Annotated in this window: 4 protein-coding genes; 2 read left to right on the plus strand and 2 right to left on the minus strand. The window is 69.8% G+C overall.

Features of this window, described 5'->3' with window-relative positions:
• Window positions 1–10: 10 nt before the first annotated feature.
• Window positions 11–6,598, minus strand: a complete 6,588-nt coding sequence (locus tag ACZ462_RS21680; RefSeq protein WP_467803035.1) for a polymorphic toxin-type HINT domain-containing protein — start codon at window positions 6,596–6,598, stop codon at window positions 11–13.
• Between the two features lie 546 nt (window positions 6,599–7,144).
• Here ACZ462_RS21680 and ACZ462_RS21685 point away from each other — a divergent pair.
• Window positions 7,145–11,083 carry an FG-GAP repeat domain-containing protein gene (locus ACZ462_RS21685; RefSeq protein WP_467803036.1) on the plus strand — a complete coding sequence of 1,313 codons (3,939 nt, stop codon included), beginning with the start codon at window positions 7,145–7,147 and terminating at the stop codon, window positions 11,081–11,083.
• Between the two features lie 56 nt (window positions 11,084–11,139).
• Here the strand turns inward: ACZ462_RS21685 and ACZ462_RS21690 are convergent, their stop codons facing one another.
• On the minus strand, window positions 11,140–12,375 hold the full coding sequence (locus ACZ462_RS21690; protein WP_467803037.1) for an acyltransferase family protein: 1,236 nt from the start codon (window positions 12,373–12,375) through the stop codon (window positions 11,140–11,142).
• Between the two features lie 274 nt (window positions 12,376–12,649).
• On the opposite strand from ACZ462_RS21690, the gene ACZ462_RS21695 reads away from it, so the two are divergent.
• Complete coding sequence (locus tag ACZ462_RS21695) at window positions 12,650–15,982, plus strand: hypothetical protein (protein ID WP_467803039.1); 3,333 nt, start codon at window positions 12,650–12,652, stop codon at window positions 15,980–15,982.
• The last annotated feature ends 81 nt before the right edge of the window (window positions 15,983–16,063 follow it).

The raw sequence follows: 16,063 nt of genomic DNA on the forward strand, positions 1-16,063 counted from the left end.
CGATCACCCCTCAATCCAGCGGCTCCGGAATACCACGACTACGGGTGCCGCCAGTCGCATTTTCATTCCAGCGATGCTGATGCGGATTGTCATGGTTCTGCGGCCTTCCGTGGTCAGTGAAGTCGATGTCCCTCACAGGCTTGCCATCTGCATCAAACTCCCGAGCCTGAGCGTACGGGGGATTCCGCTTGCTGACCTTCACCCCAAGCTGCGTGTGTGGATAACCGGCGGCCGCCGGGTCAGGAGCTGGCTCACCGGTCCGAGGGTCCCTCGGGAGCTCCCTGTTCGGAAAACCCCGAGGTGTACCGCAGTTGCTGTTGTGTACCAGTACGGTGGTATTACCCGCCAGCACATAGTACGTGTGGAGGTCTGCGACCGTGAGGTTGTAGGTCTTTGCGTGCTGGGTGAAGGGGTGGTTCGCCGTGAGGATGGCCGTTGTGCCGTCGCTCGTCTGGAGCGTCATGCCGGGCCTCAGGTCGGCGGCCTCCAGCCAGGCGTTTTTCGATGGCGACCAGAAGGGATGCTCGTAAGTGGCTGTGAGTTCGCTGATTCCGTCCTGCGTCGCGATGGACAGCTTGTTGAAGTGCTTGTCGTTCTCGGTGACGATCAAGCGGGTGACCGGGCGCTTGCCGGTTTCACCGGAGCGCGGGTCGGCGGCCAGGACCTCGTCGCCGAGTTGCACGTCCTCGATGTTCTTGGTCGTGCCGTCGGCCATCTCGACCTTCGTGCCCGCGAGGAAGCACTGGCAGCCGGTTACCTTTTCTGTCGATATCTTGCGGTAGTTCGCGGGCATCGCCCTCGGCGTCGCCCGGACGTTGATGTTGCGACCCTCGAAGGGCCCGTACACGGCTTCGACGGCCAGGCCGTGCTGGATCACGTAGTCCCTGAGCTCGGCACACTTGATCGCTTGGCAGGCATTGATCATCGCCTGCGTTTTGTTGATCCAGTCATGCTGCTCGGAAAACCCGTAGCTCCAACCAAACCTCAGAGTCTGCTTGACGTATTGCTGGATGTACAACTCAATGAAGAGCTGCTTCTTCTCCTTGGGAAGCCGGATCGAGAGGCCGTAGTCGTCCTCCAGCAGCGTCGGCTTCCGGTACGGGTTGTAGCTGTTGTAGCCGCCCGTTATTCCCTTCTTGCGGGTCGGGTCCGTTACGGGCTTCTTGTCGTCGCGCGGGTCGTAGTGGCCGTCGCAGTGGCCGTTCAGGCAGTCCGTTTCGATCAGGCCCGACGGGTCGGAGAGGGTGACCGGATTGTTGCTCGAGTAGACGTACCCGTGCATCTGCTGCGAGCTGGACAGGTCCATCAAGGGGTCAACCGAGACGAAGCGGCCCGTCAGCGGGTCGTACTCGCGGGCTCCCAGGTGGGTGAGGCCGGTGTCGGTGTCCTTCGTGCCGCCGACGAAGCCCTTGTCGCCCGCCCACGACTCCGGCTGCGGGCCGCGGGCCTCGCCGAAGATGCCGGTCTTGCGGCGGGTCACCGTCTGCGCGGCGTCCCCGGTCACCTGGATGGTGCCGGTGCCGTGGTGGTCGGCGAAGAGGTACGTCAGCTTGCCGCCCTCGCGCATCGCCACGCCGCCGTAGTAGCGGGTGCCCGATACCGTGCCGGCCTTGTCCAGGCGCAGTTCGTTGCCGCCCGGCAGGTACAGCGTCGTGCCCTTGCTGTCCTTGCGGAGCAGGCGCTGGCCCGCGGTGTCGTAGACGAAGGAGTTGCTGGAGGTGCCCTGGTTGAGGGTCTTCAGGTGTCCTTCGGCGTCCCAGTCGAGGTACTGCGTCTCGGTGTCCGCGCCGGTCTTGCGGGTCTTGGTGTTGCCGGCCGCGTCGTAGGTGAAGACCTCCTCGTGCGGGTCGGCTCCGGTCTGCGTGACCTTGGGCAGGTCGTGCTTGCCCGGCGTCGGGGCCTGGTAGGTGCGGACGATGTCGGCGGCCGGGCCCGAGGCCGTCTTGCGCTTGGTCTCGGTCTTGCGGTTGCCGACCGCGTCATAGGTGTACGAGGTCCAGTACGGGTCCTCGCCGCCGATGACCGCCGCCGACGGGGACGCCGCGCAGGTCTCGCCCTGGTTGGTCCACGCCTGCGTGATGCGGTTCAGCGCGTCGAGTTTGACGCACTGGGTGTCGGTGGTGCGCAGTGCGTCCTGGCCGTAGGCGGTCGCGATGGAGGTGATGCTGCCGGCCGGGTTGTAGCCGTACTTGGTGTCCTCGATCCGCTGGGGGGCGGTGTCGCGGTCGGTGTAGGAGCGGGTGACCTGGCCGGTGTGCTCGTCGTACTCGGTGGTGCGGTACAGACGCTGGCCGAGGGCTCCGTGCTCGGAGCGGGTGGTGCGGCCGTAGTGGTCGTACGCCATGGCCGACACGAGTCGGGTGGTGCCGGCGCCCATGCTGTTGAGGAGGCCGGAGACCGACTTGTAGGTGCTGCCGACCGTCTCCGCGGGCAGGCCGCCGATGGCGGGGTGCTTGGTGGTGAGGACCTGGCCGGCGATGTTGTAGGTGTTCGTCCACTGGTAGGTGCCGGCTAGGGCCCCCGTGTCCGGGGTGGCCGGGATGGTCACCGTCGTGGCGAGCGGCTGGTACAGGTCGTTGTAGGAGAGGATCTCCGACTCGTACGCCTTGCCGCCCTCGTAGCGGACGGACTTGGCCGGGTGCCCCTTGGCGACGGTGTCGTGGACGTGCGCCGTCAGGGTGGTCGCGCCCTGCTTGGTCGCGACCGGGCGGCCGAGGTCGTCGTAGTCGGTGTGGAGGGTGATGCCACGGGCGTCGGTGACGTCGGTCGCCCGGTCCCCGGCGTCGTAGGCGGTCTTGGTGACGCCCTTGTCGGGGTCGCTCGCCTCGATCTGGCGGCCGCGGACGTCGTACGTGTACGTCCACTTCGCGTTGCCCGGGTCGGTGACCTGCGCCAGCAGCCCGAGCTTGTTGTACGTGTAGTGCGTCGACTGGGACGCCGTGCGCGCGGGGTCGGTGTACTGCTTGCGCTCGACGACGCGGCCGAGGGCGTCGGTGACGTCGGTGGTGGCCACTCCGCCCGCGGGCGGGACGACCGTGGTGGTGTCGCCGGTGTAGCTGGTGGTGGTGCGCCGGGTCTCGGTGCCGAACTTCTTGGCGATGACCGCCGTGGGGCGGCCGGCGCCGTCGAAGACGGTGTCGGTGGACGACGGGTAGGCCGTCTCTGCGCCGGTCACCAGGTCGGGCGACGGGGCGCCGTCGGCGTAGTAGGTGCCGGAGCTGCGCCAGGCCAGGCCGCGGGTGTCGTAGAACGTCTCCGAGACGAGGCGTCCGGCCAGGTCGGGCGACTGCGACTGCGCCTGGCGCTCGCGCAGCAGGCCGTCCTGGATGGAGTGGACGACGGAGTACTTCTGGTCGTGGGTCAGGGTCTTCGAGGTGGTGACGTTCGGCCCGCTGTTGCGGATCGTGTACTCGAAGACGCGGCTGGGCGAGTCCGGGTAGGTGGCCGGGGGCCGGTTCGGCAGCCAGACCTTCGTCATGCGGCCGAGGGCGTCGTAGGCCGTGCTGGTGGCCTTGCCGTTGGCGTCGGTGACCTTCACCGGCTGCGAGCGCAGCGGGTCGACCTCGGAGGTGACGGTGTGGCCCAGCGAGTTGGTGACCGTCATCGAGGTGGGCGCCTCGCCCGTGGCCGGCGTGTACGCGGTCGTGGTGACCTTGCCGTAGGCGTCGGCCGAGGCGAGCTGCCGCCCGTATATGTCGTAGCAGAGCTCGTTCTTCGCGGGGCCGCAGGTCGAGGGGACGCTGGAGACGGTGTCGTAGCCGTCGCCCTTGCCGTTGATCCTCTCGATCCTGGTCATCAGGCCGCTGCCCGGGACGCTGCCGAGGGCGGCGTTGTCGAAGTAGGTGCGGACGTCGCTGATGGTGTCGGCGGGGCCGCTCGCGGGCGTGCCGCAGGGCGCGGCGACCGAGGTGATGCGGCTGACCTTGTTGAGGATCCAGGTGGCGGTGTTGCGGGCGTAGGTGCTGGTGGTGCACTTCTCGTCGCCGGTCTTGGCCGTGTTGCCGGTTTCCGAGACCCAGTCCACCATGCCGAGGTCGTCGTGGTGGGTGGTGGATTCGACCGTGCGCATGCCGCCGGCGGTCGTCGTGCGGGTGGACTGCTTCTCCGTGCCGGTCTTGACGGCGACCAGGTCGGGCAGGCCCGTGCGCGTACGGGTGGCACTGGCGGCCGAGACCCACGGCGTGACGGACGTGGCCGTCAGGAGCTTGGCCGTGTCGTCGCCGTTGTAGAGCGCGGTCTCGCGCGGGGTGCCCGCGAAGACCTCCCGGTCGGTGACGGCCGCACCGGCGGAGTCCTTGACCTCCTTGCCGTCGAAGCCACGGAAGTAGCGCGTCTCCGTCAGCGTCTTGGCGTCGCCGGCGGCTCCGGTGCGGGTCTGCACCAGTCCGTAGCCGCGCGACACGGAGTGGACGCGGTCCTCGGCCTTGGTGAACTCGTCGGTGCTCTTCGCCCAGGCGGCGCCGCCCACGTAGGCGTAGGACGTGACCTTGTCGGGGGAGGCGGCGATGTTGTCGCCCTCCACGATCTGGGTGGCCACGTACGTGTTGAACCAGTCGACCTTGGAGGTGTCGCCCTCCCAGGCCCACTTGACGGGGTAGCAGCGCGTCGTGTTCGTCTCGTCCGGCTTGGGCAGCGCGGCCGCGGTGCAGTCCGGCTGGGAGTAGGTGACGCCGATGGTGCCGCCGGTCTCGGTGGTCACCTGGTACATCCGCAGCCGGATGAACGGGGCCAGGCCGTCGCCGGTGGCGTCGACGCGGTTGGGCCGCTGCTCGCCGGCGAAGGTGACGGGCGGCAGGGGCACATCGGGCCCGCTGCCGGACTTGCCGGTGCGGGTGATGGACTTCAGCCACAGGGCCCGGGAGATGCCGTCACCTGAGGGCGGGAAGTCCTGCTCCAGCTTCCAGGAGTCGACGTCCTGGTACGCCCCGCCGGTGAGGACCTTTGTGTTGATGCCGGTCAGGCGCATGCGCGACCAGAACGTCGGGGAGTACTGGCCCTTGCATTCGGTGGACCCGTCCTTGCAGAAGAGGTCCTGCGGGGAGTCCGGCCAGTTCTTGGCGTTGGCCTCGTCGAAGGTGGAGCAGCCGGTCAGGCAGCGCTCGTCGACGTCGAAGGTGACCTGGCCCATGGGCTTGGCCGTGTAGACGGCGTCGGCGCGCAGGCCGTAGTCGATGCGGTCGAGCCAGCCGCCGCGGATGTACTGGGTGACGGTGGCCTTGCCGGTCGTCTCGGAGACGTTGCGGCCGTAGTTGTTGGTCTCGGTCTTCCAGTAGTACGCCATGGCGCTGCCGCCGGGGGCGACGACGAAGTCGAGCTGCCAGCGCCACGCCTGCCGGCAGTGGGCGTTCGCGAAGGTGGCGTTGTAGCAGGGCTCGCCCGCGTGGTTGCCGAAGACGGGTACGGTCCAGGCCGAGTTGGTCGTCGGCGTGGAGGCGTCCTTCCAGCCGGGCAGGCGGTTCAGGCCGAAGTAGTACTGGGTGCCGTCGACGGTGGTGATCTTCCAGTGCTCACCGTTGTCGTCGCCGTTGGAGGCGTTGGTCAGCTTCTCGATCTTCTCGCCCGAGTCGGCCGCCGGGTGCCAGCCCTTGCCCTGCTCGTAGACGAGTTCCGTCGACTTGCCGTTCAGCGACAGCGTGGCGTTGTCGTTGAACCAGCACAGGTCGCCGACCTTGGTCGTGTGGGTGCTGCCGGTCTTGTCGTCGTTGCAGGGCTTGTACCTGCGCTCGATGAAGCCGGGTTCCCAGGACCAGCCGTCGCCGATCCAGGATGCCTGGGCGTTGGAGGCGGCCATCCGGCCGTCGACCGACTGGGAGCTGTACGACAGGCTGATCTTCGGGTCGAGTCCGCCGGGCGTGGTCGGGACGCTGACGTTGTACGAGTACGAGAAGGCGCCGGTGGACCCGCCGGCGCTCCAGGATCCGGAGGGCTGGAGCGGGGTGGCCTTGTAGTCGCCGGTCGCTCCGGACGCGTCGGCCGTCGCCGCGAGCACGGTGGCGCCGGCGGCGCCTACGCCCGCGGCCATGGCGGCTCCGCCCGACTTCGCCACGGGGGCGGCCGCGGCGGGTGTTGTGACCTCGGCGGTGAGCTTGCCCGAGCGGGTGTCGTTGCGGGTCCGGAGGGGCTTCTGCGTCCGGCATTCCGGGCGGTCCGGGGTCGTCAGCGCGCACGCGGGGAGTTCCACCAGGTGCAGGCGGGCGGCGTAGTCGCCGCCGTAGGCGTTGCGGAAGGCGTTGTAGTCGACCTCGATGTTCGCCGCGGCCGCCCCGGCCGCGCCGTCCGAGCGGCCGACCGACAGCAGCACACCGTCCACGCCGGCCTTCCGGGCGGCGCCCCTGCCGGACATGGACACCTTCACCTTGGCGGGCGCCTCGGCGGCCCGGCCCGGTGCGGTGTACACCGCGACCGGCAGCTTGCCCGCCTGCTGCGAGCGCGCGCCGACGGACGGGGCCTGGGCCGGGCCTCCGACGAGGAACGACTTCGACACCGGGGCGGACGCCAGGTCCACCTCCGCGGTGCCGGGCGCCGGCCAGGCGACCTTGGGCGCCTTCCACGGGTTCTGCGCGGCGGCGTCGGGCTTCTTCGTCCCCCCGCTGCGCACGGGCTTGACCGCTACGGCCTTGGGCTGCCGAATATCCGGAAGATTCGGTTCCGATTTACTGTCGGCCACGGCAATCGAGCCTGGCAAGACACCTGAGAGGACTACCGCGGCCAACGCCACGGAAAGTCCTCGCCTGGGAAATGTTCTCACACCCCACCCCATCTATCCACACAATTCACCGGCGCAGGCTAACAGGGATCGCCGACATAACCCGGGGGCGCGGCAAGCAGTACGCATATCTGCCTTATGGGCCCCAAGGCGAACAAAGTGGATGTTGGTATCCAACGGACACGTAGTGTAAGGATGGCTTAAAATCTGCTGGTCACGGCAGCGCAGGCGGCCACGAAACCGGTAGAGTCGCGGGAGAATCCAACCGTTGGAGTTTGCGTGAGAATAAGAAAGGCCCGCCCGTCCATTCGGGGCGGGCGGGGGATTTCAAGGCCGATTTCCGCCGTATTGGCAGGCGTTATCTCCGCCACCGGGATCGGTATTCTGCAGCCGTCCGCGACGGCCTCGGCCGCGGTCGATCCGGTCGCTGAGGGTTCCATGTCGGCCGCGGATTTCGCGCTCGCCAAGGCGAAGGAGACCGGGCAGCCGTACGAGCTCGTCGCAGCGCGTACGGAGACATCCGACACGTGGGCGCTGCCGACGGGCAAGTGGTCGGTCAAGCGTCACGGGACGACGGTGCGTGTGCGGCGCGCGGGGGGCTGGGTCGCGACCGACCCGACACTGGAGTTCGCGCCAGACGGGAAGGTGCGGCCCAAGGCCTCGGCGGTGTCGATCGCCTTCTCAGGCGGCGGCACGGGCCCCCTGCTGACCGGCGTGAAGAACGGCCGGACCCTGTCGTTCTCCTGGCCCGCGGCGCTGCCCAAGCCGACGCTCGCCGCGAACGTGGCCACGTACGCGAATGTGCTGCCGGATGTCGATCTCCAGGTGAAAGCCGAGGTCGAGGGCTTTTCGCAGCTGCTGGTCGTCAAAACGCCCGCGGCGGCGAAGCACCCGGACCTGGCCACGTTGCGGCTGAAGATCGACACCGTGGGACTGAACGTCAGCAGGGACGCTGTGAACGGCCTGCTCACCGCCGTCAATCCGGCGGGTGAAATCGTCTTCACCTCGCCCACACCCCTGATGTGGGATTCGACCACCACCGCGGGTACGGCCGCCCCGGCCGCGGCGGGAGCGCAGGCTCTCGGAGCGGGCGCCGGAGCGACCGCGGGCACGGGCACCGCCGCAGGCACGTCCGCCGCGGATACGGACCCGGCCCCGTCGGACGTGTTCATCACCCCGTCCGGCGCGAAGAACGCCCAGATGCCCGCGACTGTCGCCAACGGCACGCTGGAGATCAAGCCCGACCAGGCCCTCCTCACCGCCGCGGAGACGAAGTACCCCGTCTTCATCGACCCGTCGGTGACTTGGGGCCAGCGGCAGAACTGGGCGTGGGCCTACCGGACCTGGCGGTCGAACTCCTACTGGAACACCAAGGAGGACGTGCGGGTCGGCTACGAGTCCGAGACGAACGGGCTCTCGCGGTCGTTCTTCCAGCTCGACACCTCCAACGTCAAGGGGGCGCAGGTCACCGCGGCCACCTTCCGGATCAAGGAGACCTGGGCCTGGTCGTGCACGAAGACCCCGGTCGACCTGTACGAGACCGAGCCCATCTCCCCGGCCACCACCTGGGACCGGCAGCCCCGCAAGGGCGAGCACCAGAGCACGGTCAAGGACGCCAAGGGCCGCCCCGGCTGCGAGGCCGGCAACCTCGAGTTCGACGCTACCAAGGCCGTACGGGCCGCTGCGGCCGCCCACCGGTCGAGCGTGACCCTCGGCCTGTACGCGCCGAACGAGAGCGACGTCTACCAGTGGAAGCGCTTCGACCCGAAGACGATGACGCTGGAGATCCAGTACAACAACCCGCCGGACACTCCGTCGGACCCGGGCACCTCTCCGTGGGTGCCGTGCGCCCAGGGCGGCACGATCGGCAATGCCACCGTCAGCCTCTTCGCGACGGCCTCCGACCGCGACTCGGGGAACCTGACCACCGAGTTCCAGGTCTTCAAGGCCGGCCAGAGCACGCCCGTCGCGAGCCAGTCCATCGCCGTGAACAACGGGAAGGTGGCGGCCTGGGCCGTACCCGACGCCACCCTGCCGAACGGCGGCTACGAGTGGAAGGCGCGGACGACCGACGGCGACGGCGCCCAGTCGGCCTGGACCCAGCCCTGCAAGTTCACCATCGACCGCGACCGGCCCGCCAGGGCTCCGAAGATCGCCTCGACGGCCTTCCCCGACGGCAGGGACGGCTGGCCGCAGAACACCGGCAAGGCCCGCCAGGAAGGGGACTTCGTCCTCTCCTCCAACGGTGTCGGCGACGTCACCTGGTACGGCTACTACACCGACTGGGACCCGGAGGTGAAGAGCGCCACCGTCGCCGCAGGCACCTCGTTCACCGCCAAGATCACCCCGCCGGGCCCCGGCCCGCACTTCGTCTACGCCTTCAGCCAGGACGCCGCGGGCAACCGCTCCGACACCACGGCCTACCTGTTCTACGCGGGGCGCACCACGACCGTGGACATCCCGCACGACCTCGACGGCGACGGCCGGCGCGACATCTGGAGCGCCGACCTCTTCGGCAGCCTCCTGACCTACACCGGCAAGGGCGGCAACAAGTTCTCCGCGTCGATCAGCTCCCCGGAGTCCTTCGCCGGAGCGCAGGTCGCCACCCTCGGCGACTGGGACGGGGACGGCACGAACGACATGCTGGCCCTCCAGCAGCCCGCCGGGTTGCCGGGCAAGACCCTGTCGGTCTACTCCAACGCGGGCGGGGGCGCCATCCACAACCCCACGTCATTCGCGGTGGGACAGCCGACGAACGACCACTGGTCCGACGCCGAGCAGATCATCGCACCAGGGGACCTCAACGGGGACTCCGTCCCGGACATCCTCGTCAAGCAGGGCAACAAGCTCTGGGCGTACTTCGCCACCATCTTCGGCAGCCTGGACGATGCGGACCCCGTACTCGTCGGCGGCACCGACTGGGACAAGTACACCGTCGTCGCGCCGGGCGACACCAACAAGGACGGTGTGCCCGACCTGTGGCTGCGCGACAACGCCACCGGTGACGTCCTGCGCTCCCACGGCATGCGGAGCCAGGAGTCCGGCCGGGCCGTCGACCTCGCCACCTGGGGCACCCTGTCGCGATCCAAGATCGGCTCCGGCGTGTCCCGCGCCGCGTACCCGGCGGTGGGCTCCTCCGGCGACCTCGACGGTGACGGCGTCGCCGACCTGTGGGCGCGGCAGTCCGACAACACCATGGTCGGCTGGCCCGGGCGGCCCACCGCGGACGCCGCGACGGTCGGCTCCTTCGCGGCCCGCTTCGAGATCGACGGCGTGCCCGGCGCCCGCATCCCCTCTGGCACCACCCTCGCCTCCGGGCAGGAGTTCTCCAGCGGCAACGCCAAGCTCGTGATGCAGGCGGACGGCAACCTCGTCCTCTACACGAAGGACAAGAAGCCCATCTGGGCGACCGGCACCGGCGGCAACCCCGGCGCCGTGGCCCGCATGCAGAGCGATGGCAACCTCGTCGTCTACAAGGCCGACGGCACGACGCCGGTGTGGAGCACGAAGACGAACACCCCGTACTCGTACGCGGTGCTGCACCCGCGGGGCGTGCTCGTCCTCTACAACGCCTCCGGGCAGAGCCTGTGGACCAGCAACAGCCAGGGCCGTCCGGACTACAACGGCGACGGCTACACGGACGTCGTCACCCGCGACGCCAACGGCGAACTGTGGATCTACCCCGGCACCGGCGGCAGTGGCACCGGCACACTCGGAACGCGGTACTTCGCCGGCAACGGCTGGTGGCGCGACCACTGGACCCGCCTGCACACGGCCGACCTCAACAACGACGGCTACACCGACATCGTCGCGCGCAACCACCGCGGCGGCCTGTACCTCTACCCGGGCACGGGCCGCACCGGAACCGAGACGCTGGGCAACCCGGTCCTGATCGGAACGGGCTGGAACGCCTACGACCTCGGCTTCGGCGACATGAACGGCGACGGCCGCACCGACGTCATCGGCCGGGACGGCAGCGGCAACCTGTGGGTCTACCCCCACCAGGGCGGCACCGGCACCCAGACCCTGGGCAACCGGGTCTCGATCGGCGTCGGCTGGGGAGCCGCGGACTGGACGACGCTCCGCTTCGCGGACCTCAACAACGACCACAGGGTGGATATCCTGGCGCACCGCAACGACGGCAGGCTCCACCTCTACCCGAACACCACCAAGGAGGGGCCGATCACCCTGGGCAGCCCGAGCGTCGTCGGTGTCGCCTGGTGGAACAACGAGTGGACGCCGTACGCGGCCGACCTCAACAGCGACGGTGCGGCCGAGCAGGTCGGCCTCACCAAGACCGGCGAGCTGTATGACTTCGTCGGCCCCGACCGGTTCCTGATCGGGACCGGCTGGGTCACCTACGACGTCGTGCTCTGATCCCGGCAAACAGCGAGGGGGGTGGGGTCCGCGAGGACCCCACCCCCCTCAGCCGTTCACCCGACGGCTTCGGGTTGTCGCACCGGGCCCGCGGAGGGCCGCTCCGGCCGGGGCTCCTGACGGGGCTTCCGGCGGCTGCCGATGTCCTTCAGCCGCATGGCGGGGCCTTCTACGCAGTGCCACGACAGCATCGCCAGCAGAGCGGTCACCGCCAGGCTCAGGCCGAGGTAGGGCAGCAGACCCCAGCGGGCGAAGCCGAGCACGGCCATCCCCTGCTCGACGACGAAGCCGTAGATGTAGATGCCGTACGAGTAGTCGTGGCGCGCACCGATCCGGCGGAAGGGGGCCGGCAGCCGGATCGCCAGCCACACCAGGAAGTAGGCGAACGCGGGGATGCCGACCACGAAGAGGTATCCGTAGCGGGCGCTGGCGAGGAGTACCAGCAGGGACAGCACCCCGAGCGCGTCGCTGACGGGGATCCGCTCGCGGTACAGCTCGATGACCGCGCCCAGCGCGAAGGCGAACCCGAGGTAGATGATCAGGACGGGCTTCGTGTAGCCGAAGACCGGCAGGTCGATCGGATGGAAGTAGGAGGCTTCGAAGGCTCCGGCCCAGAACCGGTCACCGACCGCCTGCCGGAGCACGAGCCAGCCGAGGACGCCGGCGAGCAGCAGGACGGCGCGGCGGGCACGGGCGAGTACGCCCGTCACCAGCAGGACCGCCACCCCCGCGTAGCAGAGGACCTCGTAGTACAGCGACCACAGGGCCCCGTCGAGGCTGCGGTCGTGCGAGAGCCCCCGGCTCATGGCATCGGCCATCACGTCGGACACGTCGTTCTGCTGCAGAGCGATCGTCCAGTTGGCGCGCAGGTACTCCCACGGGCCCGAGGCGCGCCCGAAGAACCCGTCCAAGGTGCCGTGCAGGCGCCAGTACAGGACGGGAGCCGCGACGAACGCCGTCAGGAACAGGCACATCCACAGCCCGGGCAGGAGCCGCAGGCCCCGGTGCCAGAGGAAACGGCCCAGGCTCAGGCGCACACCGCTGCGGGTCACGAGGATCCCGGAGAGGACGAAGAAGCCGTACACGGACCACTTGCCGAGGTCGACCTGGCCGCGGGTGAAGGAATGGCCCAGTTCCGATCGGCCGAAACCCAGCACGTAGGCGTGCGAGACGACCACGGCCGTCGCCAGGATGAGCCGGATGAAGCCCAGACTGTTGTTGCGGCCGACGAGCAGGTCGGCAACGGTCCCGTGGGACCACCGCACCTGCCTTCGAGAAGTGCGGGTATCCACGTACTACGCCTATCCCTGGTGTGATGAACCGCGGGATTGTACCAAGCGGTAATCTGATGGTCGGAAATCTCCGGCAATGGCGGCGCGATCCCGTCGGCACGCCGCGGGGGCCGGGCCCGCCCCCAAACTCCTGCGCGATGCACGGACCGCGTTGTTATGCTCCGTCGCGTTCGGAGGGGGCCGAGTGCGCACAGTGATGCCTACGGGTCATCACATGCGTACCCGTGACGGAGCACTGTTCCCTTCCTCCCGCTTTGCCCAGGAGAGGGTGGTTGTGGAACTGACTGCACGACGATCGTCGCGATGGCGACGGGGGCTGGGGGCCGCCGCGCTCGCGCTGGCCACCGGCACGGCACTGCTGAGCGCGGCACCGCCCGAGGCGGTCGCAGCCCCGGCCGCCGCAGCCGCCGGGGCTCCCGGCGAGCTCGTACTGCCGCCCGCTCCGCGGGGCCTGCCCGCGAGGGAGCGGCTCTTCTCGGCGGGCGAAACCGGCCTGCTGCACGCGCACGAAGGCAGCGACCGGCTGCTGTGGACCCGGTACGGCAGCGGCACCACCACCGACACGGGCCTGCGGCTGCCCGCCCCGATCGAAGCGGGCCTCGACCGCGGCCAACTCCCCGGCGGATACACGGGAGCCCCCGACCACCGCTACGGAACCGGTTCGGACACCGTGGCCGTTCCCGTCGCGGCCACACCGCAGACACCCGCCAGGGTCGACCTGTACGACATGGCCACCGGCCGGCTTGTCGCGGTGGGCAGCCTCGCGATCCCCGCCGGGCAGACCTACCACGGGACGTTCGGGCGCACCGTGCTGACCTCCGAGGGCAGCGGCTCCACCGTCACCGGCTGGTACCTGAACCGGCTGGACGGCGGTTCGGCGGTGCGCGCCAAGGTGGCGCTGCCGGACGGCGCCGTCCTCACTCCGTCCGTGCACGACGGGGACCGGGACTCGCTTATCCTCCGCCACCGTCTCGACGGCCTCATGCACTCCGTGCTGGTCGACGTGGTGACGGGGCAGGCCACCGCGCTCCCGGACGAAGGCCAGTACGACCACACGCACACCTTCCACCTGGCCAAGGGCAAGGTGATGCGCACCGGCGCCGACGGCGCCCTGGACGTACTGGACCGGGGGCGGCCGCAGACCGTGCTGCTGTCCGACAGCACCCCATGGGATCGGGATCACGGCCGGCAGCGCATGCTGGGCGACGGGGACTGGTTGGTGACCACCGACTCCCCTGTGGGTGATTCCGGTGACAACCGGGGCCGCCCGCTCAGGCTCAAGGGCTTGGGCCCGAACTCCGGCAGGTACGGAGAACCGATGGAGTTCACCGACACCCAGCTCCTGCCCGCGCCGGACGGCTCGCTCGTTGTCATCGGCAGTGTGAAAAGGCCCGCGTACGGGACCCAGCCGGAGACCGCCGTCCACCGGCTCACCGTGGACGGGGGGACCGGCGAGCCGGTGCTCGAGAGGCTGGCCGACGTGCCCCCGGCGCCGGCGACCGTGTTCGGCCTGGCGATCGGCGGCGGTGTACTCACGGCAGCCTCCGACACCGTCCACTTCCAGCCGGGCGACATCACGGGCGCCTACCGCAGCTATCGGATCTCGAACGATCCGACTCCGGTGAAGACCGCCGAGTACCTCGACGGAACGCACGCCCTCCGGGACTGCAGCGGGCACTCCTCCGCTTGTGTCGGCCTCCGGTCCACCGGGGACGGGCGGTATCTGGAGTACGAGCCGGCTGAGAGGCAGAGGGCGGTCTTCCGCCGGGCGGGCAGCAAGGAATGGGCCGGCACCTTCCCAACCGGCGACGCCGGCGGTCTGCAGACCGCGGACGCCTCCGGCCGGTACGTGGTGCTCGCGCAGACCGCATACGGCGGCTGGTCGTCGAACCACCTCGTGCTCGTGGCCGATCTCGACACGAACGCCGAGGTGTTCCGGACGCAGGCCGCCGCTGTCGCCGTGCAGGGCGACACGCTGTGGACCGCCAGGGAGGGCGACACCACCGTCCGCGCCACCGACGTGCGGGGCAACCTCGACCGCGGGACGTTCACGACCCCCTGCACGGCCACGCTCCTCGAGGCCGTCGGACGCTTCGTCTCCTGGGGATGCCAGGACTACACCGGTGCCCTGCGCACGAGCGGCGTGTACGACACGGTGACCCGCCAGACGCTGTCCGTTCCGGTGCACAGCGTCGGCTGGAGCAGCCAGTACAGCGGGCGGGAGTCGCTGCTCGGCGACGGCTACCTGGTACGCCAGGACCTGTCCACGGGCCGGCTGCTGCTGCTCGACTTCCACGACGGCATCAAGGTCTCCGGCGGCGAGGGCACCGTGCGGGTCCGGACCCTCGCCCAAGGCGAGGAGTGGAAGTCCTTCCGCCGCCCGCACCGCTCCTGGGCGGTGGACCGCACCGGCTCCACCGTCGTGTGGGTCGACGCCGACAACCAGCGCATCCACGTCGTCGACAACGGGATCGCGGCGGCCAGGGCGGGCGACCGCTTCACGGCGCTCTCCCCGGCGCGGCTGCTGGACACCCGCACGGGCCTGGGACGCCCCGGGGCCGGCCCCGTCGCGGCGGGAGGCGAGGTTCAGCTGCAGGTGGCCGGACGCGGAGGGGTCCCGCAGAGCGGGGTCAAGGCGGTCGTGCTGAACGTGACGGTGACCGAACCGCAATCCGACGGCCACCTGACCGTCTGGCCGTCGGGCAGCAGCAGACCCGACTCCTCCAACCTCAACTGGACGGCCGGCCGAACCGCGGCAAATCAGGTCGTGGCACCGGTGGGCGAGGACGGCAGGGTGAACCTGCGCAACGCCGGCTGGGGGACCGCCCACGTCATCGCCGACGTGTTCGGCTACTACTCGGCGGACGCGGGCGGCAGCACCTTCACCGCGACGGGCCCCGAGCGGCTGCTGGACTCGCGGGCGGGAGTGGGCCGGCCGGGGACCCTGCCGGTGCCGGCGCGCTCGGAGGTCACGCTCCGGGTCGCCGGGCGCGGAGGCGTCCCGCAGAGCGGCGTCAAGGCCGTCGTGCTGAACGTGACCGTGACGGATGCGGTGGAAGCCGGGCACCTGACGGTGTGGCCGTCGGGCGTCGAGCGGCCGAACTCGTCCAACCTGAACTGGGCGGCTGGCCAGACGGTGCCCAACCATGTGGTGGTCCCGGTCGGCGCGGACGGGACGGTGAAGCTGTTCAACGCGAGCTGGGGCACCGCCCACTTGATCGCGGACGTGTTCGGCCACTACTCCGCGGACCAGGCCGGTGCCCTCTTCCACCCGGCCGGCCCCACCCGCCTACTGGACACCCGGGGCACCGGTGCGGTTCCCGCACGCGGAAGCATCGGGCTCGACCTCTCCGGCAGCCCTGAACTCGGCCGGGCCAAGGCGGTCGTGCTGAACGTGACGGTGACCGAGCCGCAATCGGACGGGCACCTGACGGTGTGGCCGGCAGGCACCGCCCGCCCGGGCTCCTCCAACCTGAACTGGACGGCCGGCAGGACCGTGGCCAACCTCGTGACGGTGCCCGTGGGGAGCACGGGGAAGGTGGATCTCGCGAACCTGGGCTGGGGCTCCGCCCATGTGGTGGTCGACGTCTTCGGCTACTTCGGCTGAGGCGGACAGCCCGCGGCACCGGCCGCGGGCGCACCGCGCTTGACGGCCCCGGACACTGCGCCGGGGCCGTCGGCATGCGGG

The sequence above is a fragment of the Streptomyces sp. NPDC031121 genome, from assembly GCF_055570615.1.